The following is a 23869-nucleotide window of genomic DNA, read 5'->3' as shown; positions in this document are numbered from 1 at the left end:
TGCACTACTATCCAGACGGATACCTACGGAGGTTTGCCATGGATCAAAGAGTGTATGCACAATGTCTTGCTATTCTTACGGAGGAATTGGTTCCGGCCCTTGGATGTACTGAGCCGATTGCCATTGCCTATGCCTCGGCAAAAGCTCGCCAAGTACTGGGGGTCTTTCCCGATTCCATACTTGTCCGTTGCAGCGGAAATATCATCAAGAATGTCAAAGGTGTAACCGTTCCCAATTCAGGAGGCCTGAAGGGCGTCGAGGCAAGTGCAGTCCTTGGCGCAATCGGTGGAAATGCAGAAATGCAACTGGAAACCCTTTCTGGGGTAACATCAAAGGACATCCAGGAGACCAAGGAATTCCTGGCAAAGGATGCCTGCCGGGTGGAGTTGATTGAAAATGGAGAGAACCTGCAGATCATTGTCGAAATGCGTGCAGAAAAATCAAGTTCCTTGGTGGAGATAGTACATTCCCATACCTTTATCGGAAGAATCGAAAAAGATGGTCAGATACTTGTTTCCCAGACCCTGGAAAAGGCCGAAGGTGTTGGTCTGGACTATGGAGTCCTGAACCTCGATACCATCTTTGACTTCGTCGAGACTGTTCGGCTTGAAGATGTGAAAACCATTCTCGACCGTCAAGTCAGCTACAACTATGCAATTGCCCAGGAAGGATTGAAAAATTCCTATGGAGCTACGGTTGGAGCTACCTTGCTGAAACACTATGGCAATGATGTCACTGTTCTTGCCAAGGCGTTGCCTGCTGCTGGTAGTGATGCACGTATGAACGGATGTAGCATGCCAGTAGTCATCAATAGCGGTAGCGGCAACCAAGGAATGACTGTGTGTCTTCCCGTGGAAGTGTATGCCTCCTTTTTGAAGGTTTCTGAGGATTGTCGGTACCGTGCCTTGGTGTTGAGCAACCTTATTGCCATCTACCAAAAAATAAACCTGGGGAAACTCAGTGCCTATTGCGGGGCAGTCTCTGCCTCCGCAGGATCAGGTGCAGGTATTGCCTATCTGCACAAGGCCTCTCGTCAAGTCATAGAAGCTACGATTACCAACACCCTTGCCAATGTATCCGGAATTGTTTGTGACGGGGCAAAGGCTTCCTGTGCAGCAAAGATAGCCTCTTCTGTGGATGCAGCCCAAATGGCTTATTTCATGGCTGCGGATGGCCATGTCTTTCTGTCCGGTGATGGCTTAGTCAAAAAAAATACAGAACAGACCATCAAAAGTATCGGAAGATTGGGACGTGAAGGAATGCGAGAGACTGATCAGGAAATTTTTCGCATTATGCTGGAGCGCTGAACAAGTTCCACAATTTGGGGAATAAAATTTTTTACATGCGTATAAAATTATATAAATGAATGAATTAGTTATTATTTTTCGTGCCAGTTTCTATTTTTATTTCAATAAGAATAGGTTGATGTTTGTAACATACGTTACACAGTATCCAAGTATGTCGCTGGCTCTTGGAACCTAGGATACAGTTTACAAGTAATAAGAGACCAGACAATTTTAAGAGAAGAGAGGAGTGATGATAGTATGATAAATTTATCAGGTTCGTTTGTTGCCATGCCAACTCCATTTACATCAGACAATGCCATTGATTACGATGGTTTTTCTCTGCTGATTGACCGACAGATCAAATATGGTACATCCCAGTTGTTTATCTTGGGATCCGCAGGTGAAGTAACGCTTCTGAGTATCGAGGAAAAAAAGAAGATCGTCCATGAAGTGATCAAGATGACACAAGGGAGAATCCCTGTATTCTTTAGCGCTGCTTCTTTTACGACAGAGCAAAGCATAGAATTTGCCCAATATTGCGAGAAAGAAGGAGCAGATGGTGTCGTCTTTACCGTTCCTCCCTATGTATTGATTCCCCAGACTGCAGTATTTGCCCATCTTGATGCTTGCATGAGTTCAGTTGGCATTCCTTGCGGAATCTATAACAATCCTTCCCGTTTGGGAATTCTGGTTACCCCCGAGACGATAAAGAAACTCTCTGATTGCCATCCCAATTTTGTAATTGACAAGGAAGCGATGCCTTCTGTGGAACAGCTGGTACAGGTCCAGAGGCTGTGTGAGGGCAAGGTAAAGATCATGTGCTGCGATTATCCCAAATACTCGATTGTATTGCCGACCTTGGCTGTCGGTGGAACAGGAACAGCAAATATCGGGGGAAATATCATTCCTGAGGAAGTAGCCTTTTATTCAAGGCCGTGGACTGATATGGAAATCATTGAATCTTCCCGCAAGGAGTACTTCAAATGGTTCCCGCTTCTCCAGCAACTCTATACTTTCTCCAACCCAATCGTCATCAAGTCGGCTTTGGAAATACTTGGTTTGCCAGGCGGTCACTTGCGTAAGCCGTATCAGGATTATCAGGGCCATCACCGGGATGAACTGGAACAGATGCTTGGCCAAATGGGTGTGATTGATAAATACGGCGTCAAGCGCCAATAAAAGAGGTGTCGACCATGGCAAAACCACGACGTATGGTAGTAATCGGGGGAACTGCAGCTGGGTTGAGTGCAGCCTCCAAGGCAAAACGTCTTGATCCTGACTTGGAAATAACCGTATTCGAGAAAACAGGATACATCAGTTATGGTGCCTGCGGGCTTCCGTATTTCGTGGGGGGCTTGATTGAGAAACCTGAGCAACTTGTCTCCTTCTCTGTTGAACAGATGCGAGATAAACGCGGGATTGTCGTGTACATCCACCATGAAGTGTTATCAATCGATAGGGGAAACAAGCAGGTAACCGTACGGAATCTGGAAGCAGAAGAGGTCCTGACCTACCAATATGAAGTATTGGTCATTGCAACAGGAGCGGTTCCTGTGCGGCCGGCCATAGAAGGCATCGATGTCCAGGGTGTTGCTTTCTTGCGAACCGTAGAAGATGGCATTTTGCTTAAGCAGCATGTTCAAGGTGCTCGCTGTGCTACTATCGTGGGTGGTGGATTCATCGGTCTGGAACTGGCTGAGGAACTGACGCAAGTTGGGGTCAAGGTAACTCTTTTTGAAGCGATGGATAGATTGTTGCCATTCCTTCCCGAATCTTTTTCCCAGACAGTGCAGAAGACATTGGAAGACCATGGGGTAGCTGTCCATCTCAGTGCAAAGATCGAGAGAATCCTAAGTTCAGAGGGAACTGTTCGGGCCGTAGAGACTTCCGATGGTATCCAGACAAAAGCTGATTTGGTCATCTTGTCAGTTGGAGTCCTCCCTGCAACTTCCCTTGCCAGGGAAGCAGGTCTGGAACTTGGAATCAAGGGCAGCATCGTAGTAAATGACCGGATGCAAACCAGTGACAATGCTATTTGGGCGTGTGGTGATTGTGCTCAGATGAAACACATACTGACAGGAAAACCTGTTCATGTCCCCCTTGGGACGACTGCAAACAAGATGGGAAAAGTTGCCGGTAGTGTTATAGGTGGAGTGGATGCGACCTTCCCTGGGGTTCTTGGCTCCATGGTCACGAAAGTCTTCGATCTGTATATTGCTGCAACGGGATTTTCCCTCAAGGAAGCAAAAGCTGCCGGATATGATGCTGTCCAGTCCTTTATTACCAAAGCGGACCGAGCTTCCTATTATCCTGCAGGGAAACCGAACACCCTTAATTTTGTATTTGACAAAGAAACTGGGCTATTGCTTGGAGCCCAGGGATTCGGTAGTGAATCGATAGCAGGAAGGATCAATGTACTGGTTGCTTGTATTACCGCAGGCATGACGGTCTTTCAAGTCAATGAGCTTGATTTGGTGTATGCACCACCGGTAGCTCCAGTCTATGACCCTATTCTCATTGCCGCCGGACAAGCGGAAAAATATGTAGGAAGGGCTTAGAAAATGGAAAATTTGCTTCAATTGATTGTTCCCGCCGGGGGCGATATCATGGGCAACATCCTGGACTTTCTTGCAAAACAAGAGCTGAAGAGCGTCTATATCATCGGAGCAATTGGTTCAGCCAAGAATGTCAGGATCGCGGCTCCCGTGGAAAATGAACTTCCTCTTCGATGTGTTGAAGTTCCTTTCCATACTTCTTGTGAAATCGTTGGGTTTACGGGAGAAGTCCTGGAATGGGAAGTTGTCGATAAAGAATTGGCCGCGATGTATCCAGATAAGGATAGTCCGTTGTTCGTCCATATTCATGTTGCTGCGGCGTCAGCGGGTGGACATGTTTTTGGTGGTGGATTCCGAGGAGGCGAAGCCTTTCGTTCTCTTAGGATATTCATGATCCCCGTGTAATGAAAAATAAGTCAACTTCGTTGGCTGAAATTGTAATGAGGAGACTATCATGAAAAAAACGTTGTGCGTGTTGGGCATCTTGGTCCTTGTTTTGTTCCAGGCTCCCTGTCAAGGGCAGAAAGAAAATTCTGCAGCATCAGGTGGCGCTTCGGCCTCTCCCAAGAGGTATTCCATCGGAACAAGTTCAAACGGTGGAAATTTCTATCTGATAGGTGGCGGAATTGCTACGATTCTGAACAATGCATTGCCCCAGAAGTATGTGTTCACCTCCGAGGAAACCGGTGGTTCAGCCGCGAATCTCGCAATGATTGAGAATGGGGATGCCGAGATTGGTTTTGCAATGACTTCGGCTCTCTATGAGGGGTCCAAGGGAACTGCAAAATGGGCCAATGGCAAGCCTATGACCAAAGTCAGGGGTCTTGTGCCCTTGTATCCTTCCTATATGACCATGTATACCCTTGCCAACAGCGATATAAAGAGCATGTCTGATTTTAAGGGTAAAATCATCGGGCTCGGTTCAAAGGGTGCGGCAATGGATGGGGTTCTTCGTAATGCTTTTGCCAAAATGGGTATAGAGCCTTCCTCGATTTTCAACGATGGGCATGGGGCCACAGCCTCGGCTGTATCTCAGGGACAAGTTGATGCCGCCGTATTGTTTTCCTACCCTCCGTTTGCAGCCATTACTGAATTGGAAGCAACCAAGACTCTTCGCTTTATCGGTTTGAGTGCGGATGAACAGAAATTCCTTGCCGATACCTTCCCGTTCTATACTGCTTCCACCATGCCCAAGGGTTCGTATTCTGGTGCAACTGCGGATGTTCCGACTGTCTCTGAATGGAATATGCTGGTTTGTTCTTCAAATCTTTCCGATGCCGATGCATATGAAATTGCCAAGACAATCTATGAACACAATCCTGATTTGCTTGCCGTACACAAGAGCCTGAAATATTGCACTCCCGAGAATTCCCTGAATTTCAATATTCCCATGCACCCAGGAGTTATCAAATATCTGAAGGAACAAGGTATTGAGGTTCCCTCTCGCTTGATTCCCTAGTTTCTGTTTCTTCCTACATCCTGCACTCTCCCCGAATCCGGGGGCAATGCAGGATTTTTGCAAAAACCTTTTATCACCGATGAGGAGCTTCCTACATGAAACATGCAGAACCAACATATAAGGGTATAGTATCAGCTGTCATTCTCTTTGTTTCTCTCTTTGCCATAGTGCTACATGTTGGCAATTATACCATTTTTACCCTGCCCAGCATTCAATTCTATGCCTACCATGTGATGATCGGCTTGGTTCTTGTTTTTCTCTATTATCCCTTGAATGCGAATGTAGCAAGTGACAGGAAGGAACTGATACTACTGTGCAGGGTAATTGACTGGATTATCATTGCCTTGGTTCTTGGAGTCAGCCTGTATGTAATCCTGAACTTCCAGGAATACTCCCAGAACATGCAGAACAATATCATTACTGACCAGATTTTTTATCTTGGATTGATATTGACCCTGATTGTCCTGGAGGCAGCTCGGCGCGTACTGGGAGTCGTTCTTCCCCTCATTGCGATAGTGGCTGTAATCTATGCACTTATCGGAAACTCAATTCCGGGTTTGTTCGGTAACAGAGGGTACTCCTTGCATCGAGTGGTCCTGGCCCTTTTCAGTGATAGAGGTATTTATGGTGTTCCTACGGGAACCAGTGCCTCGAATGTCTATCTATTTCTCATGTTTGCCGCGTACCTCAATGCCTCCGGGGCCGATATTATTTTCCAGGATATCGCGATTGCCCTTGCTGGCAAGAAACGGGGTGGCCCTGCCAAGATGGCGGTAATCGCCAGTGCTTTGTTCGGGACTATCTCAGGTAGTTGTGTCGCTAATGTTGTAAGCACCGGAGCTTTCACGATTCCCTTGATGAAACGTAATGGGTATCCCAAGGCAACAGCTGGTGCCATTGAGGCAGTTGCTTCCACCGGTGGGCAGATTATGCCCCCAATCATGGGTGCCGCGGCTTTTGTTCTTGCCGACGTAGCAGGCATCCCGTATGCAACGGTATGCCTTGGAGCGGTGATTCCCGCAATGATGTATTATGTCTGTCTGTTCAAGATGGTGGACTTGGAAGCAGTTCGTTATCAGCTGAAAGGGTTGGATGAAGCTGATTTGCCGGATTTGAAAGCTTCTTTGGCTAAGGGAATGAAACTGTTCATTCCTGTCATTGTCCTGTTGGTTCTTTTGCTTGGGTTCGGTACCACACCAATGACGGCAGCTATTTATTCAACGTTGACCATTATCATTTGTGGTTTGCTTGACTCCAAGGACCGCTTGACTGTCCAAGGTATTTTCAAAGGCGCTGTCGGGGCAGGACGATCACTCTGTGCCGTGCTCAGTGCTTGTGCAACCTCCGGAATAGTCGTAGGTATTTTCTCCCTGACTGGTCTTGGTTTGAAGTTTTCCAATTTTATTGTTCAGATGGGTAATACTTCCCTGGTACTTTCGTTGGTGCTTTCGATGATTGTCTGTGCAATTCTTGGAATGGGTCTTCCTACGACCGCTGCCTATATTGTTTGTGCAACGGCTATTGCACCTGCTTTGGTCAAGCTTGGCCTGCCACTCTTGTCGGCGCATTTGTTCTTGCTTTATTTTGCTTCCATTTCAGCCATTACGCCTCCTGTTGCCGTAGCTTCCTATGCTGCTGCAGGAATAGCGGAAGAGAATCCAATGAAGGTGAGTTTGAAAGCTTTCTCCTTGGGTATTACCGGCTTTATACTTCCCTTTGCCTTTGCCTTCAATCCTGACTACCTGACAATTGGGTTCAATGTGACTACCTTGGTTACCTTGATCTCTGCTGTGGTGGTTGCTTTGTCAGTGGCAATCAGCTTGCAGGGTATCGTAGAGTCGAAGATTTCAATTCTTGAGCGATTGCTATATGTTGCTGTTGCCTGTGTTGCCATTACTCCGAATTTAGGAGCTTCATTGCTTGCTTCCTTGGTTTTCGTTCTTATTTACTCATTTCGGAAGATCCAGGCAAAAAGGAAAACTACTGCGATTGTTTGATCGAAGGATATTTGAAAAAGTGGAGACGAAAGAAAGGTGAATATCCGGATCTTCACCTTTTTCGTGAATGAAGGTCTTGCAAGCAGGTGTTTATCTACTTGCCTAACTGCGTGCAACACCCTAGTATTTTTTCATGACATTGCAACAACTCAAATACATAACCAAGGTCGCCGATTGTGCCTCGATCAGTGAGGCTTCCTCCCAATTATTCATCTCCCAGCCTTCGCTTTCCCATTCCATCAAGGAACTGGAAGCCGAACTGGGATTTTCTCTTTTCCTTCGGTTGCCCAAAGGGATCTCCATTACCACTGAAGGTCATATCTTTCTTGGATATGCCCGGCAGGTTCTTGAGCAATATCAATTGCTTGAGGAAAAATATCTGGGAGGGACACCCTTGAAACAACGGTTCCGGGTTTCAAGCCAGCACTATTCCTTCGCTGTCCAGGCTTTTGCCGAATTGGTGACCCAATATGCCCATGAAGAGTATGAATTCGCCTTTCATGAAGGTCGTACCTATGAGGTAATTATGGAAGTGGCCACCCTCAAGAGTGAACTGGGGCTTTTGTATCTCAATGATTTCAACAGAAAAGTCCTTGGCAATGTCCTGGATGAGCAACATGTGCAGTTTCATCCGCTCTTTACCTCACAACCGCATATTTTCATTGGAAGGGAGAATCCTCTTGCAGGACGCAGTTCCGTTTCCCTGGAGGACCTGTCTCCCTATCCCTGTCTCTGTTTCGACCAGGGGGAGTTCAATTCTTTCTATTATTCTGAGGAGATTCTTTCGTTTCTTCCCCATGCCAAGGTAATCAGGGTAAGTGACCGTGCGACTATCTTCAATCTGATGATAGGTTTGAATGGATATACGATTTCCACTGGATTGCTTTCGCATAGTCTTGATGATGCACAGATTGTTTCAATTCCCCTGGATGTCGACCAGATTATAGAAATTGGATATATCCACCACAGGGATTTGAAACCAGGCTATCTTGCGACTAAATATCTGGAGAGGCTGGAAGCTGTCTGTAAACTATAGATATAGATAAGATCTATGGATTACCATAAAAATAAAGTATTAGACTATAACATCGAAGATATTTATACTCACTCCATAACCAAAGAGGGAGAACGATACCTATGAAACAGAATGCACCATTCAGAGCCGATGTAGTAGGAAGCTACTTACGACCAGAATCCCTGAAACAAGCGCGAAAAGCCTTTTCAGAAGGTCTTTTGGATAGAGAGAGCTTGACTGCGATCGAGGATTCCGCCATCGCGGATCTGGTCAAGAAACAAAAAGCAGCAGGGCTTTCCTCCCTTACCGATGGTGAGTTTCGCCGAAGTTGGTGGCATTTGGATTTCATGTGGGGAATGGAAGGGATAGGCAAGTGTTCCGCAAAGACTGGTTATAAGTTTCAAGGAGAGGTCACCCGTGCCGACTCTGCCCAGGTCACCGGTCGGATACAGGCGGTGAATCATCCTTTTGTGCAGCATTTTGCCTATCTGCATCAATTCGAGGATGATCAGAGCAGGGCGCGACAGACAATTCCTGCCCCAGCTCAACTCTATGCTGAATTGGTCAGGGGAAAAAACGAACAAGAGATAACACGCTATTACCCCGATAAGGATCTTTTATTCGATGATATTGCCAAGGCCTACCAAACAGTTATCCAGGGCCTCTATGCACAAGGATGCCGTAATGTACAGCTTGATGATTGCACGTGGGGTATGTTTTGTGATGTCTCCTTCCAACAGAAAATGGGATGGAAGGATGCCGATATATCTGCAATGGCCAACTTGTATGTGGAACTGAACAACAAGGCGCTTGAGAACAAACCTTCTGATTTGGTAGTCACTACTCATGTTTGCCGGGGTAACTATCATTCCACTTGGGCAAGCAGTGGTGGATATGAGCCCATTGCAAAGTATCTGTTTCCCCAGGAAAAGGTCTCTGCCTTCTATCTTGAATTCGATACTGAACGTGCAGGCGGGTTTGAGCCTTTACGTTTTGTTCCTGATGACAAGACGGTCGTTCTGGGCTTGATTACCTCGAAGACTCCTTCCTTGGAGAATCCTTCCCTTATTGAAAAGCGTATTGAGGATGCCTCGCATTTTGTCTCGATCGATCGTCTTTGTCTCAGCCCCCAATGTGGGTTTGCTTCCACGGAAGAGGGGAATATCCTTTCTGAAGAAGAGCAATGGAACAAAGTTGCCTTGGTAAGAGATATAGCCAAAGTTGTATGGAACGATTGAAGCTGATCAGTGAGCCGTTTCGGAAGTTGTTTCCGTATTTCTGACCATAAGCAAGGGAACTGATATCGTATGTTTCAGATGCCGGGAGACACTACCGTAGAGTAGATCTCCAAAACCTGTGTGGCCGTGGGTCCCCATGGCCACTAAATCATAGTCGCCTTGGTTGATCTCTTTTTCAAGTTCCTCTTCCGGTTCGCCGCTGAGCAGTAGTTTATTCACTGGGCCTGCTCCAAGCGCACGGAATCGTTCAATCATGCTTTCCATGCAGGCATCGGCCTGTTCCTTGAGGACGCGGTCCTGATCGAGGGTATGGGAATGGACTACATGCGATAGCGTAACTTTTGAAGTTGAGCCTTCCAAAAGTCTCGCGACGAGATCCATGATAGCCTCATCAGCTGGAGAACAATCGATTAAAATAAGAATATGGGCAAATGGTGACATTAAGCGCCTCCTGAGAATGTGGCATACAATAAATATACATTCAATAAGGTGATAACCACGGTGATGAGAAGCATTGCCAGAAATTCACGCGAGCTACTTCGAAAGACTCCCATAACTGGCTTCTTCCTGCAAAGGTAGAGCAAGGGAATCAAGGTGAAAGGGAGCTGAATGCTGAGGATTACCTGGCTGAAGATCAATATCTTGTACGTGTTCAATCCCATCAAGATGATTACAAAAGAGGGAATTGCAGTAATGAAGGTTGCCACTCTATAGAGTAGAGTCCTCGGATCTTCAGGTTTTCCCAAGAATCCTGTAATGACGTTGACTTCTGCCATCGAGGAAGTTACCGAGGATCCGACACCAGAGAAAACCAAGGCTACGGCAAAGAGCAAGCCAGCGACGGGCCCTGCCAGGGGAACCAAGGTTTTCGAGGCATCGGTGATGCTGGTAATTACCACACCGTTTCCATGGAATACTCTTGCTGCAACGATGATCATTGATCCATTGATCAATAGACCAAGGAGGAGAGAAGAAACTGTATCAATACGTTCATAGCGAAGCAGGGATTTCTTTTCATTATCATCAATTCCCCATTGGCGAGAATGGATTACATTGGAGTGCAAGAAAATATTGTGTGGCATAACGACTGCCCCCAACATTCCCATCGCGATATAGATACTTGAGGTACTCAAGCGAGGAATGAAGAACGAGGGAAGGGCCTGACCCCAATCGGGATGGACAATTACCAATTCAGCCACATAACAAAGGGCAATGATTCCGAGAAAGCCGATGATGGTACGCTCTAGCTTATGGTAGCGTTGCCCAATGATAAGAAATACTTCCAGAAACACTGTTATCAAGGCTCCCAACCAAAGGGGAAAATGAAACAATAACTGGAATCCAATGGCACCGCCCAAGAGTTCCGCGACATCAGTGGCAACGCAAGCCATGACAACAGTAATTCCTATGAAATAAGTAATCGGCTTGGGCAGATGCTCCCGGATATTTACTGCAAGGGATTTCCCGGTGGCGATACCCAGTTTTGCCGCTGCATGTTGGATGACCATCAGCATGAAGGTGCTGAGGGTAATGACCCATAACAGAGCATATCCAAAACGAGATCCACCTTCAATATTGGTCGCCCAGTTACCTGGATCGATGAATCCTACCGTGACCAGGAAACCCGGGCCCAGAAATGACAGAATCTTTTTAAAATTGCCTTTTTCTCGCATGATGACTGAGTATAGCTCTTTGTTGTGGAGATTCCAATACTATATGAGTGGCAGGGGTTCCTGAATGTATGCTGTTTTGGGGACTATCTCCATCATGGATGCAAAGGAGTCCTGGTGTTTCTTGCTGAAAGGCAGATCAGAGATGGTCAGAAGGCAAAGCGTCTGCACTCCTGCCCGTTGTACAGTAAGATTCAAGGTTGCTTCTTCCATTTTTCCCGCAAGAATACCCCTCCTACACCAGAGGCGAAAGGTATCCAATCCATCTTCAACATAAAATACGTCACTGGAGAGGATGGCCCGGTCTGAACGGTCTTGTTCATGGGCTCTGCCTTGAATAGAGCTTTTTGAAGCAGAGTGAAGGATGATGTGGAGGCCAAAGTACCTGTATTCTTGGGTTTGAAAATAGGGTTGATGTGACTTCTGAAAATCGGTCCTGAGATGAAATGGTATGTCATTGATTGCCAATTTTCTGAGTTTATCACTGGTCAAATTGGCGAGGAAGAAGCTTTCATGAGTGTTTTTTGTGCCTTGATTCCAGAATCATGTAAGGCATCCAGATATGTTGGTTCAGAAAAGGCTGATTCCCTTTGGTTATGTAAGGTTCGATGATAATGGGGAAAACGACCGCAAAGAAGGCTTCTTCGTGCCGGACCGCATAGGGGAGTAACTGTATAGGATCAATTAAAACAAACTTCTTGCTGAGCAAAGTGGTCAGAAAAAGACCTTTGGGGCCCTATTCCCCCAGCCCAGCCATGACGGTAATAGAGCTGATGGTCAGTCCTTAAAAGATGTATATTGGGTTGTTTATTTTTCATGGTTTGCATCTTCACGTGTGTAGAATCCTTCTTGGGTATCGATGAGGAATGTCCTTATTTGCTGCAATAATCTTTTTTCTTCAGGAAGATTGCCTCCTGCTAGATTGATGTGTTCCAGAGGATCCTCTGCAAGGTTAAAAAGCAAGTAAGGTTTCAAGTCCTTGTTGACAACCAGTTTCCAATTACCGTCAAAGACCATGATTTCTTGATTGTATTCAGAAAAGACCAAGTTCCGGTGTGTTATCTGGCAACCATTGAGTACCGGAACCAAACTAATTCCCTGCTGTGGATAGTCCAATGTTTCTCCCGCCAGTTCAACAATTGTAGGACCGATGTCTTGCAATCCAACCAAGGAGGAGGAAGTTTGCGCAATTTGACCGGGAATACGAATGATCAAGGGAATTTTCAATGCACTTTCAAAGAAATTTTCTTTATACAGGCGTTGCTTGTCTCCATTCATTTCACCATGGTCAGAGGTGAATATGATGAGGGTATCCTCCCAAAGATTTTTTTGTTTGAGAATTGTGCAAAGGTGGCCGATCTGCTCGTCTATCAGGGTAACTTTTCCTGCATAATTTCTCCTGATATTTTGGACGTCCTCCTTGGAAAAAGGTGGATAGGCAGGTGCAGTATCCCAACCCCCTTTGGGTCTATCAGGATATCTATCTATAAAAGGTGGAAGACTTTCTGGCATGTCTATTGATTCGAAACGTTGTACATAGGGCAAAGGACAATCCCAGGGGTCATGGGGACCCCCGAAACTGACAAAGCAAAAGAAGGGTTCCTTGTTGTCATACTTCTGAAGGTATTCGCCCGCAGTCTTTCCTACATATACATCAGGGTAGAGGTCAAGAGGAAGTACGCTTGGGTAGGCAAGGGCTTGGTTTCCCTTATATCGAGCAGCAAGATCCTCTTTGACTTTTTCCCGGAATCCTTGTTCTTCCCAAAGTGCAGCCATATGGCTATCCAATATCGCGCTCACCCTTGGTCCCGGAATTTCATTGACAGTTTCATATCCATACGCTTGAATCAATGGTTCTGCCTCGCGCATGTCAGGTACAGAGCCATTATAAGGGTAATAATGCGTCTTTCCGAATACACTGGTCTTATAACCTTTCTTTTTTAGGAATCTCACCCAATTTTTTGCTTCAGGGGGAAAGGTATGGGGACTATTGTCCCAGACTCCCATCTGATGGGGATATAACCCCGACAGCAACGCTGCCCGGGCAGGGGCACAGATAGGTGATACTGTACAACAATTTGTAAAGCGGGTTCCTTCCTTGCAAAGTGCATCAAGATTGGGGGTTTCCTTTGAACAACAGGTACCGAGACTCAAGGCATCCGCCCTCATCTGGTCGGTCATGATGAACAAAATGTTCTTCGGCTTATTCATTCCTTGAGACCTCCACTGGTCATCCCCGCAACATAATAGGGTTGGAGTAGGATGAAGAGCAAGACAACAGGCAGGGTGGAGAGAAGGGCACTGGAAAATATCAATTCCCACGCTATGCTTTGGTCCGTGAAGAGGTTTGCAATTGCTACCCCGATGACTTGCCATTTATCACTTCTGAGAATGATCAGGGGCCAAACATAAGAATCCCAGGCAAAGAAAAATTTTATCAGACCTCCACTTATAAGGGCAGGACCGATATTCGGGAGCATGATTCTCCAGTAAATTTGGGTATGGGGGCATCCGTCGATAACTGCTGCATTATACAGGTCAAATGGAATTTCTGAGAAATGACCGGTAAATAAAAAAATAAGGAAGGCATCGGCGAGCCAGGGGAGGTAAAGGGCTGTGAAAGTATTGCTTAGATGAATATCTTGTACGACAAGGAACGTAGGGAGCATTCTTGCTTCAAAAGGGACCATCATCGTGAACATTATCAGGAAAAAAACTATTTTTCTTCCTGGAAATTCAGTCATTGACAAAGCAAAAGCAGTCATGGAACAAAGAATGACCGACCCCAGCACGGTAATGGCAGAGAGCAACAGCGTATTGGCAATTGTACGGCCAAATCCCAACTCAAACAATAATTTGGAAAAATTATCCAATGTTGGATGAAGTGGAACGAAGGTTTTCCAGCTAAGAGGGAGAATATACGAGAATAATTCACTTCGAGTCTTGAAAGCCGAACCTACCATCCAAAGGTAAGGAAGCAGGAAGACCGTTGCCAAGAAAATCAAGAAGAGGGAAAATAACGCTTTCTTGTATATTCTCCCTGTATTGTTGCTCATATGTTTTTTTCTCCTTTTCTTGATTCAGAAAAGCGCATCTGCAGCAGTGAAATTCCTATCAATATGACGGCAAGAATAACTGATTGCGTCGAAGCATATCCCAATTGATTGAATACAAAAGCGTTTTCATAAATATCCAGGACTACTACTCTGGTGGACTGCAAGGGGCCTCCATTGGTAGCCATCAAGATAGGACCAAAAACCTGAAAAGAACGAATAGTGGTAGTGATCAAGACAAACAAGAAGGTTTTCTTGAGCATGGGGATGGTGACGGACCAATGTTTTTGAAAAAAGGAACATCCATCTATGGCAGCCGCTTCGTATAAAGTCGGAGAAATGGCCATAAGCCCTGCAAGAAAGAAAAGCATTGTCATTCCGACATTTTTCCAGACTGTAATGAAGACAATTGAACCGAGTGCCTGTTTTGGATCGGTAAGGAACCCTTGGGCAGGTATGCCAATGATATGAAGCAACGAATTGATCAACCCATTGGAGGGATGCATCATCAGTCCAAGAATTGAAGTGACGACTACCATCGATGTGATTACCGGCAGTAAGGTAATGGTTCGTAGCAAAGGGGTCCATTTTTTGGGCTGATAGAACAGTAAGGAAAGGAAGAAACCTAGGATAACCTGAAGGGGTACGCGCATGAAAAAATATCTGAGGGTCGTAACCAAGGAGGCAAGAAAGCGTTCATCTTGGAGAGCATGCAGATAATTATGCATTCCAATGAAAGTTTTTGTTCCAGCCATCAGATTGATTTTCATGAAACTGTATATGATGGCAATCAAGATGGGGAGAAGCTGGAATACTATGATAAGAAGTATGGTAGGTACACAGTTTATAAGGATTGCATGGAGCAAGTCTTTGTTTTTGCTTCCCCTGACGTATTGGTATCGATTCATGGTGAATTCTCCTGGCAAGAGAGAGGTTTCCCTCTCTCTTGCCGTAACATAAATGCATTACATTGAACGAACCTGAGTCTCGAATTCATTGATTTTTGATTCAACAGTTTTCTGTATGTCAGCTCCTGAGGCAAGGTCCAGGAAAAGATTGAACCCTATGATTGAGTTATAAAGAACATATCCAGGAGTATTGGGCCGAGCTTGTCCATATTTCTCAAGAATCTGTGAGAAAATTTGCAGGTTTGGATCTTCAAAGTATTGGGGATATCTTTCTGAAAAACCTTTACGTGAAAGCAAATCACTGCCGGAGATATTGAAGTAAGTTTTTATACCTTCATCAGATCCTGCGAATTTTACAAAATCCTTGGCAACTGTTGGATTCTTGGACTTTGCAGATATAGCATAGGTGAAACCTCCTGTATGGGTCAAAGGAGTCTTGAAATAAGGCATTGGCATGATACCCCAGGAAAGGTCCGGGAAATCTTTCAATAAGGAATTTGCAGAACTGAGGAAAGAGAGAAAAGTAATGGATTGTCCTGTTCCAAAGGCATCAGGAACTTCTGCCGTCGGGGCAAGCTTTTCTTTTGTATAAAGATCTTGATAGAATTGATATGCTTGCATTGCCTGGGGAGTGTCTGCATATCCGTGTAGTGTCAGTCCATCAGGTGATATTGCCTGGTAGGTAGGAGAGCCAGGGCTTCCTGCGCTGCGAATAATCGGGGTGAGCCAAAAATCTCCCCGTCCTGGGTTGGAAAGAAAGGTAATTCCCCAAACATCCTTTCCTGTCTTTTGTTTTACTGCCGTGCGAATGGTTTTTACGTTTTGTTCCCATTCGTTCCATGTCCAAGGCTTATCAAGCGGTGTAGGTTCAATTCCGGCGAGCTTGAAATAATCCTTATTATAGAAAATAGCTGAGGCTGCTTCCCTAAAGGGATAGGCATAAATCTTGCCATTATAAGTTACCGCATCAATAGCACTCTGGATGAATTGGGATTTGTCCCCTTGCGGAAGAATATCATCGAGTGGCAGGAGTGCCCCGTAGTAGGCATAGTTGCTTATATCTGGTGAACCAGTGGTAATGATGTCATCGACATCATTGGACGCCCACATTACTTGCAATTGTTCCTTGTACCTGTTGAATGGGACTGATCGGACGGTGATGGTTACCTGGGGACTTTTTTGCATGTAGGCATCTGCAATGGCTTTTACGCCATCCACTACCCCTGGACTCTGGGGAACAAAGATCTTCAGTTCTGATTGTTTGGGAGTGGTTGCTTCTCCTTGTCCATTGGCAAAACCCGAGGCAAGCATACATAGGCCAAAGATGAGAAACAGAGTGAGAGTCTTTTTATACATACTTAGTTCTCCTTGAAATGATTCCACGCTACGTGTGGATTAAATTGGGGCAAATGAGGATGATTTCCTTGTTTTCCAGGCTCTTGGTAGATTGTGAAAAACGAATTGATCAAATCTTTCAGCGAAGAAATGATTTCTTGATAGGGCTGTTCGTCAATTACATTGATTCTCTCTCCGGGGTCTTCTTGCAGGTCAAACAGCAAGTTGTCAGCTTGATCAGGATACATGCATAGTTTATAGCGATGGGTCCTTACCATCCTCACGGGACCATATTCCCCGAATTGCAGGCGTTTGATTTCCTTTTTTGCATAGGTGTTTGTCAATAAAGAAAGAAAACTTTTTCCGGGACTGTTCCGCTTTTTGATGGCTTCTGGAGATTCTGCAATGGAGGCAAGATCAAGAAGTGTGGCGAATAAGTCGGTATGGTCGACAAATTCCTCACGTTTCTGCTTGTTGAGCAACCTCTTTGGATAATAAAAAATCATGGGAATCCTGATTGACTGTTCCAACATATTCAAAGGATAGGTTGCATTTCCTTTTCCCCAAAGACCATGCTGACCGCAATTCAATCCATGATCTGAAGTGTAGGCAACCATTGTATTTTCCTGGAGACCGAGATTATTGAGTTCGTGCAGGATTTTTCCTACTGAATTGTCAATTTCGGTAACCCCTGCATAATATTGGCAAAGCGCCAATGCCGGTTGTTCCCGGGTAACGTCGGTTGCTTCGTTCACCAAAGTACCGAAGGGATACTGGTATGCAAAGAGATTTTTGCCTACCCCTTTCTTTTGATAATATTCAACCAAGGGCTCTGGATGTCCCAGCCAAGGACTATGAGTGGCATAGTGACCGATCACCAATAAAAAAGGCTTGTCATTGGTTCTTGTCCGTAAATACCAAACGGCTTCTTCTGTAATGGTCTCGGAAAGTACTCCATTGGTTGATACAGGGACATCGTCCCGATAAAATGTTCGTTCCCCCTGGTGCAAGATTGGATAATCGGGACCGATGGTAAATGCATGGTCAAATCCTTGCTTTCTGATCCGTTCCTGACCAAGATGCCATTTTCCCACTAATATGGTTTCATACCCGGCCTGTTGAAAAAGTTCAGGAAGAAGGGTTTCCTTTTCCATCCAGTTATAGTCAACATCAAATCCCTTGGTTGTCCCGATATAGTCATGGACTCCATGTTGAGAGGCGAGCCTACCTGTCATGAGGCAGGCTCTTGCAGGGGAGCAGACAGGGGTCGGTGTAAATGCGTTGAGCATCTGAACTCCATTTTCTGCCAAGAAATCAATGTTGGGTGTTTGCAGATAGGGATCCCCATAGCAACCGGAAGCCCAGGCGCCATGGTCATCAGAGAGAAAAAGAACGAGATTAGGGGATTTGTTCATAGGAATGACTCTCCAGATAGATTTGCATTTGTTTTGCTTCCTGTGAGGTGAAGGTGATTTTCTTCTTGACAATGGTCCCGAACTTCTCGGCTTGGAGACGGGTGCAAAGTCGGTAGATTGTTCTCAAGCTTAATCCAAGTTCTTCACCTAGCCGTTCTCTGGTCAGTGGAACAATGACTGATCCGTTTCTTGTTGCCTCTTGCCCATAGGTACGGAAGAGGAATTGGAGGAGAACATAATACTTGGGATATACATAGGCAGAGCCCATGGAAAAAAATGCAGGATATAGTTGGTTTGCAAAAGTCTTCACGACTAAACGATAGGCCAGGATGTCTTCTTCCATCCATTGTGTAAACGCAGATTTATTCATTCGGATAAAATGTGATTCTCTGGCAGTAATGACCGTGGAGGTGGCTTTTTCTTGACCGGAAAGCAATTCAAGTAGCCCGCTGAAACCTGGTGTCTCCTTTATTGCATAGGCAAATATTCGGTCGTTATCAAATTCATTGATGATGCGCAAGGAACCATTATACATGATATAGATGTAAGGATTCTTTTCTCCTTTCACAATGATTTTCTTTTCTGGGCCGAAGTCAATGAGTTCCATTTTTGCCAGAAATCGCCTGGGCATCGATGCACAGTATTGTTGGAGCCATGGTGATGTCTTGATTGCCTGTTCCAAGTCAGCAGGTGATGCGTTCATCTCAGATGTTCTCCTTTTCATACTTTGGTTTTTACACTATGTACTCATGGTAAACAATGCCATGTGGCACGATAATATCAAAACCCAATATTATTACCAAAGAAAACAAAAAGGTTATTGGAATTTGGAAGTTTTCCGCAAAAAAATGGTAATAATGCAAAAATCATTATTGATTGAAAATGAAACTTTGCCCGACTGACAGGGAAAATGAAGCAACTACACTGAACAACCGTCTTTCTGCGATGAAAACTTTCTACACGTATCTCATGCAGTACCAGGATTCTTCCTTTTTGCATTTGCATGCGAACCTGATGCGTCCTGATTTGATTCCCATTTGGTAGTTGATAGGATTTGCGGACTAGCATCCCAGAATGCAGTTATTTAATGTACTCTGTCTTGACGGAGATAGAGAGCCAGCGGTCACAGTGCAAGTGTCTTAGAAATGGTTTTCTCCTATCCTTTTTCCCCTTCAGTTCAGACTGCAGAATTCCAAGGGCATGTATCTTGCACCAATTCCCGGAGAAGGAAAAATGCAAGTATTGACGTAGGAGAAAAGAGGGTGGATGATATTCAGGAACAGGAATGCAAACCCTTTTGGTAGCAATCTTATGAACAGCGTCTCTTAAGTGGCTACCTGTTTTTCATAAAACGCACATATAAACGGGATTATATCACCCAGATCTGAAGGCGAAGGAAGTAAAACATGAATCTGGGAAAGATTATACATTTGTTTTTTGACCGACTTACCTTTTGGAAATAGGGGGTGATTGCAATGAAAAAGTATTTAAAATGTAAGGTTTGTGGTTTTATTGGTACAGAATTCGAGATGAAGAAGGCTTGTCCTGCTTGTGGGGCATCTGTTACAACGTTTGAGCCCTATGAATATACAATCAGTGATAAAAGAGTGAACTTACTCAATATGCATATTCATCCCATCCTTGTTCATTTTCCGCAGAGTTTGGCGTCTCTCATGCTCATCTTTAGTATTGTTTCATGCATTCAGCACAGTAGCAATCTACTGGTTACCGAAAAATTACTATCAATTATTCTGCCGATTTCAGTAGGCCTTGCAGCCGTAGCCGGAATGTTTGACGCAATGACGCGATTCAGAGACAGATTCGGTTCGATCATCAATCAAAAAAGGCTGTTTGGATTCGTCTTTCTGATATCCTCCACTATGACGGCATTTTTAATCAACCAAGATATTTTCACTATTTTGCAGAATATATTGATTGTAATCCTCAGCTTTGTCAGCTTTGCCTGCAGTGCTGTACTAGGAAAAAAAGGAGGGACCTTGTTGGAAGCTAAGATAAACGACCCGAAGTAGGGGGTGTTAGAAATGGAAACAATAAAACACTTTTCTTTGCAAACAATATAATTCTTTATTCAGTCATATTATAGATCAAATTAATCAGCTATAAATTTTGAATTGAGGAGAAAATGTGAAATGGAAAACAACAATGAAAATGCTATAATGGAAACTAAGTCCGGAATGTATAAAATAGGTATACTGGTACTTGTTTTTGCAGCAATACTCGCTGTGTTATCTTTTTTTATTGTCCCCAGTCAGGGCGGGTTGGTTTCAAGTACTGAACTCCAATCGACCGCATTGCAAAACGCGGATCCGAAAATGGGAGAGACCTTACCCATTCAAGAAGTGGGCATGGGGTCTTCCGGTCGTTCCATCATTATCGCATTGGTCATGTTGACCCATGTTCTTTTTGCAAATCTGCACTTAGGCGGATCATTGTTTGCCATTGTTACGCTGAGTATCTATTTAAAGAACAAAAAAGAACGGTATAACCGCCTGGCCCGATCGGTAACACTGTTCAACGTGATTTTATTCAGCACCGGCGCAACTTTTGCTGTAGGTGGTGTCTTATTCTTCATTGCGTTATACCCAGCGTTTGCGTCGAATCTATTTCATCTGTATTGGTGGCCGTTTTTGGTTGAGGCCATAATGTTTGCGCTTGAAATTTTGTTTCTCTATGCTTTTTGGTTCTCCTGGGGGAAAATTTCAAAAATTTGGCATCAGGTATTGGGTTATGGGTATGTCGTTGCAGTCTTCATTCAGACGTTTTTGATCAATATGGTTGCCGGCGGTATGCTGACGCCCGGCACTGGCATCACTTGGGGGAGCACCGGGGGGATGACGCTGGATTGGCCGACAGCCTTGTCTTGGTGGTTTAACGCCAGCGTCTGGCGGCTGACGTTTCACCGGTTTGCCGCGTCAATATCATTCTTTGGCTTTTTGATTGCAATGCTTAGTATGTTCCACTATAAAGACCGTAAGGATCTGGCGTCCAAACGTGAATGGGACTGGGCCGGCTCTTACGGCGTGGCATGGGGGCTTTTGGGCCTTGTTTTCCAGCCGGTTCTCGGACTTCTTTACATGCTGCAAATCCAAAGCGCACAACCGGATGCCTTCGAAATGATTATGCATGGCTCGAGGGCCTGGGAAATGCTGCTGATGGTTACGCTTTTATCGGCGTTGTTTTTGACGACCCTTATATATTTCAGTAATCGGCGGGAACGCATCCTGTCGTTGCCGGAATATAAGAATATACAGAAATTTTACAAGATTTTTATTTGGGTCGCTGCTGTCTGTGCATTTTTTCTCGTCCAACCGGCGTGGCTTGGCTCAAACAGTATTAATAATTCAGACGCGTGGGCAAATCCAATCGGCACGATGGATTTCAAATACGCTGCCATATTTACGCTCGTGATCATCGGAACGGCGATGCTTATGATCGATACAATCTCCATCGGTGCAATACGCGAGTCAGAATGGGGAAATCTTTCCAAAACATCGCAGGCAGCAGGCATCATGAGTGGCGCGCTCGGCATGTGGATTGTTATCGTAATGGGTTATGTCAGAGAATCTGCCAGATCCCCGTGGTTAATTTATAATATCATTCCAGTTCCCGGCAGGCAAACGTATCCGACACCGATTCCAATATCCCGAATTTACATAGTCTGGTTCATTATCCTCATGGTTGTAACAATGATCTTCTGGTTTGTTTCCAAGGTCACCGCACATCATCCCGAAAAAGCAGAAGAGGTATAACCTACTATGAAGACAAATTATGCTATCAACATTGAAAATCAGGATATCGTCATACAATATCCTGACGGTACGCAACAAAAATTAACCGTACAAAATTTTCCGGAAGATTTTCTGCGATGGCAATCTGTATCCCGAACAAAGATGTTTGAAGTGATGGAGCATAAAGATGCTTCTGCCATAAAGAGCATGCCCGGGCATTTGCCTACATTGGCAACCTCAAGTGATGGGATTTTTCCCATCAATCTTTCAACTAGAGGCATGGGTGTGCTTCCGAAAGAATCAATTTTATCCGAAGTGAGTGAGTTGTTCATTGAGACCAAAAGGAAAATGGCCGATTTTTCCCAGGATGAAAGCTTACGTCAGCGCGTTTCGGTAGTGAAAGACTTTTATGCCGATTATCAGAATTTTGATGCATATATCGTTGGAGGCTTGGAAATATTCGAAGGACAGACCGCGCGAAATATTGCGAACAATCCGCTTGTCTCGCTACTGTACAGTGGTGAAGCGCCTGTTTTTCCCAGTTATCAGTTCAATGGGGTGATCCGTATTGTTTCGGATTCTGATCCTTATTATCAATTTCTCCTGGCTGCCAGAGAACTATTTGCAATGGACAAATTTCATATTCACCAAACAAATTATCCGTTTGGATATTTGTTTTATTTACATGATGCAAAAAATAAAACTCCTTTTTCAAGAAAATAAACTGACGTATTCAGGGGTAGATGAGTATGAAATATCAAAAATTATTGGTTGCGTTGGATGGATCTCCTCGTTCTGATTTGGCTGCAGAATCCGCATTAAATATTACAGGAAAAAATCCAGACGCAATTTTATTTGCATGCCATGTGTACGCGGCAAAATTGCATCTTGATCGTTTTCAGGCGATGGAAAATGGTCTGCCGGAGAAATATCAAGATACGGAACAATTGAGCAACTTGCAGAAGACGCATGATGATTTAATCGGTAACGGATTGGGATTGATTTCCGATTCCTATACAAAAGATATCTGCGCTATGTCAATCAAACAAGGTACAGACTGCAAAAGCATGCTTCTTGAAGGGAAAAATTATGCGGAACTGTTAAAAACTATAGTGCAACAACAGATTGATCTTGTCGTATTGGGAAGCTGTGGAATGGGAGAAACACCGGAACATTCTTTGGGTAGTGTTGCTGAACGGCTGTTGCTGCATACTTTTGATGCCGACATACTCCTGATGAAAAAGAAATGGAAACTGAAAGGGCGTCCGATCGTGGTCGGTATCGATGGCAGCGAAGCAAGCTATCATGCACTTTATAAAGCGCTGGATATTGCCAGTGCTTTTGATGCAAAAGTAATTGCAGTAGCGGTATATGATCCGTTTTTTCATTCCACTGTCTTTAAGGCGATTGCTCAGGTTCTTCCGCCAAAAGATCAGGAAAAATTTAATTTTACCGCGCAGGAAAAACTCCATGATGAAATCATTGATAAAGGACTGGAAAAAGTATACCGCGAGGGTTTGGAAAAAGCGGTGAAAATTAGTGAAAAAGAAGGTGTCAAGATTCAAACTGAAATTCTGGAAGGCAAAGTGTATGAGCAAATTTTGCATTTTGCCTCATTGAAAAATGCCGGTTTGGTTGTGGTTGGCAGGCATGGCCTTCATTGTGAAGAACCTGCGTTGATTGGATCGAATACGCACCATCTTTGCAGAATGCTTGAGGGCAACGTTTTGGTTACGGTTGCTTCAAAAGAAGAAATCATGATACCGAAAACTGAAAAAAATGTGGTTATAATTAAATGGACAGAAGAAGCGAAGAATGCGATTGTCAATATTCCTGAATTTGTGCGCTCCAGAGCGGAGTGGACAATTGAAGAATATGCAAAAGGGAAAGGACTTCATGAAGTAACAGAAGAAATCGTACGCGAAGTGCAGCAGAAAATGGGCATGGGCGGCGGTTCTGCTCATACGAATTCCGAGTTAAATAGTAAGGATGCAGCGCAAGCAACGAAAGTGATCTTCCGAAAAGTCAAAAAAATGGCACCGGATTTTCACCGTCATATTCTTGAAAGCAAAGTGCAGGGACAACTTCTTTCTGTCGGTGATAAAATATTGACCTATATCGTACTGCACACCGAACCGGAATCTCCGGTACGAGTCGGAACAAACACCATAATCGAGTTTGAAAAATAA

At 44.6% G+C, this 23869-nt stretch carries 22 protein-coding genes; 13 read left to right on the top strand and 9 right to left on the bottom strand.

Translation table 11 applies throughout. The features are described from left to right. Nucleotides 1-38: 38 nt before the first annotated feature. From ACHZBG_RS12895 to ACHZBG_RS12860, 8 genes are all read left to right on the top strand, one after another. The gene (locus tag ACHZBG_RS12895) at nt 39-1307 is read left to right on the top strand and encodes an L-serine ammonia-lyase, iron-sulfur-dependent, subunit alpha (protein WP_320129870.1); all 1269 of its coding nucleotides are present in this window, start codon (nt 39-41) and stop codon (nt 1305-1307) included. A 237-nt stretch (nt 1308-1544) separates the two neighbouring features. Continuing rightward, nucleotides 1545-2465, top strand: a complete 921-nt coding sequence (locus tag ACHZBG_RS12890; protein WP_320129869.1) for a dihydrodipicolinate synthase family protein — start codon at nt 1545-1547, stop codon at nt 2463-2465. A 14-nt stretch (nt 2466-2479) separates the two neighbouring features. Further along, a complete protein-coding gene (locus ACHZBG_RS12885) occupies nt 2480-3844 on the top strand; it encodes an FAD-dependent oxidoreductase (protein WP_320129868.1) in 1365 nt (454 codons plus the stop codon). Nucleotides 3845-3847: 3 nt separating this feature from the next. Further along, entirely contained in the window at nt 3848-4246 is a 399-nt protein-coding gene (locus ACHZBG_RS12880) for a PPC domain-containing DNA-binding protein (RefSeq protein ID WP_320129867.1), read from the top strand. 49 nt (nt 4247-4295) lie between these two features. Continuing rightward, entirely contained in the window at nt 4296-5300 is a 1005-nt protein-coding gene (locus tag ACHZBG_RS12875; RefSeq protein WP_320129866.1) for a TAXI family TRAP transporter solute-binding subunit, read from the top strand. Between the two features lie 95 nt (nt 5301-5395). Beyond that, complete coding sequence (locus ACHZBG_RS12870) at nt 5396-7297, top strand: TRAP transporter fused permease subunit (protein ID WP_320129865.1); 1902 nt, start codon at nt 5396-5398, stop codon at nt 7295-7297. 133 nt (nt 7298-7430) lie between these two features. Next, on the top strand, nt 7431-8333 hold the full coding sequence (locus tag ACHZBG_RS12865) for a LysR family transcriptional regulator (RefSeq protein WP_320129864.1): 903 nt from the start codon (nt 7431-7433) through the stop codon (nt 8331-8333). A 101-nt stretch (nt 8334-8434) separates the two neighbouring features. Continuing rightward, nucleotides 8435-9550 carry a 5-methyltetrahydropteroyltriglutamate--homocysteine S-methyltransferase gene (locus tag ACHZBG_RS12860; protein WP_320129863.1) on the top strand — a complete coding sequence of 372 codons (1116 nt, stop codon included), beginning with the start codon at nt 8435-8437 and terminating at the stop codon, nt 9548-9550. A 6-nt stretch (nt 9551-9556) separates the two neighbouring features. Here ACHZBG_RS12860 and ACHZBG_RS12855 read toward each other — a convergent pair whose 3' ends face one another. The 9 genes from ACHZBG_RS12855 to ACHZBG_RS12815 form a co-directional block, all read right to left on the bottom strand. Continuing rightward, nucleotides 9557-9991, bottom strand: a complete 435-nt coding sequence (locus ACHZBG_RS12855) for a universal stress protein (protein ID WP_320129862.1) — start codon at nt 9989-9991, stop codon at nt 9557-9559. After that, entirely contained in the window at nt 9991-11223 is a 1233-nt protein-coding gene (locus ACHZBG_RS12850; RefSeq protein WP_320129861.1) for an Nramp family divalent metal transporter, read from the bottom strand. The genes ACHZBG_RS12855 and ACHZBG_RS12850 overlap by 1 nt, the downstream gene beginning before the upstream one ends. Nucleotides 11224-11262: 39 nt before the next feature. Beyond that, complete coding sequence (locus tag ACHZBG_RS12845; RefSeq protein WP_320129860.1) at nt 11263-11712, bottom strand: hypothetical protein; 450 nt, start codon at nt 11710-11712, stop codon at nt 11263-11265. Between the two features lie 315 nt (nt 11713-12027). Beyond that, nucleotides 12028-13431 (bottom strand): sulfatase-like hydrolase/transferase, encoded by a 1404-nt coding sequence (locus tag ACHZBG_RS12840; protein WP_320129859.1) that lies wholly within the window; start codon nt 13429-13431, stop codon nt 12028-12030. Then, on the bottom strand, nt 13428-14276 hold the full coding sequence (locus ACHZBG_RS12835; protein ID WP_320129858.1) for a carbohydrate ABC transporter permease: 849 nt from the start codon (nt 14274-14276) through the stop codon (nt 13428-13430). The genes ACHZBG_RS12840 and ACHZBG_RS12835 overlap by 4 nt, the downstream gene beginning before the upstream one ends. Further along, nucleotides 14273-15181, bottom strand: a complete 909-nt coding sequence (locus tag ACHZBG_RS12830) for a sugar ABC transporter permease (protein WP_320129857.1) — start codon at nt 15179-15181, stop codon at nt 14273-14275. Before ACHZBG_RS12830 ends, ACHZBG_RS12835 begins: the two co-directional genes overlap by 4 nt. Before the next feature lie 57 nt (nt 15182-15238). Beyond that, complete coding sequence (locus tag ACHZBG_RS12825; RefSeq protein ID WP_320129856.1) at nt 15239-16537, bottom strand: sugar ABC transporter substrate-binding protein; 1299 nt, start codon at nt 16535-16537, stop codon at nt 15239-15241. A gap of 2 nt (nt 16538-16539) precedes the next feature. Further along, a complete protein-coding gene (locus ACHZBG_RS12820) occupies nt 16540-17931 on the bottom strand; it encodes a sulfatase-like hydrolase/transferase (RefSeq protein WP_320129855.1) in 1392 nt (463 codons plus the stop codon). Continuing rightward, the gene (locus tag ACHZBG_RS12815; protein ID WP_320129854.1) at nt 17915-18634 is read right to left on the bottom strand and encodes a Crp/Fnr family transcriptional regulator; all 720 of its coding nucleotides are present in this window, start codon (nt 18632-18634) and stop codon (nt 17915-17917) included. The genes ACHZBG_RS12820 and ACHZBG_RS12815 overlap by 17 nt, the downstream gene beginning before the upstream one ends. Before the next feature lie 179 nt (nt 18635-18813). On the opposite strand from ACHZBG_RS12815, the gene ACHZBG_RS12810 reads away from it, so the two are divergent. From ACHZBG_RS12810 to ACHZBG_RS12790, 5 genes are all read left to right on the top strand, one after another. Further along, nucleotides 18814-18975, top strand: coding sequence for a hypothetical protein (locus tag ACHZBG_RS12810; RefSeq protein WP_320129853.1), 162 nt, complete (start codon nt 18814-18816; stop codon nt 18973-18975). A 431-nt stretch (nt 18976-19406) separates the two neighbouring features. Continuing rightward, nucleotides 19407-19961: a DUF2231 domain-containing protein gene (locus tag ACHZBG_RS12805; RefSeq protein ID WP_320129852.1), complete on the top strand. Its 555-nt coding sequence runs from the start codon at nt 19407-19409 to the stop codon at nt 19959-19961. Nucleotides 19962-20081: 120 nt separating this feature from the next. Then, complete coding sequence (locus ACHZBG_RS12800; protein WP_320129851.1) at nt 20082-21701, top strand: cytochrome ubiquinol oxidase subunit I; 1620 nt, start codon at nt 20082-20084, stop codon at nt 21699-21701. Between the two features lie 6 nt (nt 21702-21707). Then, complete coding sequence (locus tag ACHZBG_RS12795; RefSeq protein WP_320129850.1) at nt 21708-22403, top strand: pyridoxamine 5'-phosphate oxidase family protein; 696 nt, start codon at nt 21708-21710, stop codon at nt 22401-22403. Nucleotides 22404-22429: 26 nt separating this feature from the next. Further along, the gene (locus tag ACHZBG_RS12790; protein ID WP_320129849.1) at nt 22430-23869 is read left to right on the top strand and encodes a universal stress protein; all 1440 of its coding nucleotides are present in this window, start codon (nt 22430-22432) and stop codon (nt 23867-23869) included.

It is taken from the genome of uncultured Sphaerochaeta sp. (assembly GCF_963676625.2).
Classification (GTDB): domain Bacteria; phylum Spirochaetota; class Spirochaetia; order Sphaerochaetales; family Sphaerochaetaceae; genus Sphaerochaeta.
The sequence above is the reverse complement of the archived record's forward strand: the minus strand, read 5'-3'. Positions and strand labels throughout refer to the sequence as shown.

What these genes read in the sequence shown, in the direction of transcription:
- ACHZBG_RS12895 (WP_320129870.1), top strand. Translation starts at nt 39, where the DNA reads ATGGATCAAAGAGTGTATGCACAATGTCTTGCTATTCTTACGGAGGAA.
- ACHZBG_RS12890 (WP_320129869.1), top strand. Translation starts at nt 1,545, where the DNA reads ATGATAAATTTATCAGGTTCGTTTGTTGCCATGCCAACTCCATTTACA.
- ACHZBG_RS12885 (WP_320129868.1), top strand. Translation starts at nt 2,480, where the DNA reads ATGGCAAAACCACGACGTATGGTAGTAATCGGGGGAACTGCAGCTGGG.
- ACHZBG_RS12880 (WP_320129867.1), top strand. Translation starts at nt 3,848, where the DNA reads ATGGAAAATTTGCTTCAATTGATTGTTCCCGCCGGGGGCGATATCATG.
- ACHZBG_RS12875 (WP_320129866.1), top strand. Translation starts at nt 4,296, where the DNA reads ATGAAAAAAACGTTGTGCGTGTTGGGCATCTTGGTCCTTGTTTTGTTC.
- ACHZBG_RS12870 (WP_320129865.1), top strand. Translation starts at nt 5,396, where the DNA reads ATGAAACATGCAGAACCAACATATAAGGGTATAGTATCAGCTGTCATT.
- ACHZBG_RS12865 (WP_320129864.1), top strand. Translation starts at nt 7,431, where the DNA reads ATGACATTGCAACAACTCAAATACATAACCAAGGTCGCCGATTGTGCC.
- ACHZBG_RS12860 (WP_320129863.1), top strand. Translation starts at nt 8,435, where the DNA reads ATGAAACAGAATGCACCATTCAGAGCCGATGTAGTAGGAAGCTACTTA.
- ACHZBG_RS12855 (WP_320129862.1), bottom strand. Translation starts at nt 9,991, where the DNA reads ATGTCACCATTTGCCCATATTCTTATTTTAATCGATTGTTCTCCAGCT.
- ACHZBG_RS12850 (WP_320129861.1), bottom strand. Translation starts at nt 11,223, where the DNA reads ATGCGAGAAAAAGGCAATTTTAAAAAGATTCTGTCATTTCTGGGCCCG.
- ACHZBG_RS12840 (WP_320129859.1), bottom strand. Translation starts at nt 13,431, where the DNA reads ATGAATAAGCCGAAGAACATTTTGTTCATCATGACCGACCAGATGAGG.
- ACHZBG_RS12835 (WP_320129858.1), bottom strand. Translation starts at nt 14,276, where the DNA reads ATGAGCAACAATACAGGGAGAATATACAAGAAAGCGTTATTTTCCCTC.
- ACHZBG_RS12830 (WP_320129857.1), bottom strand. Translation starts at nt 15,181, where the DNA reads ATGAATCGATACCAATACGTCAGGGGAAGCAAAAACAAAGACTTGCTC.
- ACHZBG_RS12825 (WP_320129856.1), bottom strand. Translation starts at nt 16,537, where the DNA reads ATGTATAAAAAGACTCTCACTCTGTTTCTCATCTTTGGCCTATGTATG.
- ACHZBG_RS12820 (WP_320129855.1), bottom strand. Translation starts at nt 17,931, where the DNA reads ATGAACAAATCCCCTAATCTCGTTCTTTTTCTCTCTGATGACCATGGC.
- ACHZBG_RS12815 (WP_320129854.1), bottom strand. Translation starts at nt 18,634, where the DNA reads ATGAACGCATCACCTGCTGACTTGGAACAGGCAATCAAGACATCACCA.
- ACHZBG_RS12810 (WP_320129853.1), top strand. Translation starts at nt 18,814, where the DNA reads ATGAAACTTTGCCCGACTGACAGGGAAAATGAAGCAACTACACTGAAC.
- ACHZBG_RS12805 (WP_320129852.1), top strand. Translation starts at nt 19,407, where the DNA reads ATGAAAAAGTATTTAAAATGTAAGGTTTGTGGTTTTATTGGTACAGAA.
- ACHZBG_RS12800 (WP_320129851.1), top strand. Translation starts at nt 20,082, where the DNA reads ATGGAAAACAACAATGAAAATGCTATAATGGAAACTAAGTCCGGAATG.
- ACHZBG_RS12795 (WP_320129850.1), top strand. Translation starts at nt 21,708, where the DNA reads ATGAAGACAAATTATGCTATCAACATTGAAAATCAGGATATCGTCATA.
- ACHZBG_RS12790 (WP_320129849.1), top strand. Translation starts at nt 22,430, where the DNA reads ATGAAATATCAAAAATTATTGGTTGCGTTGGATGGATCTCCTCGTTCT.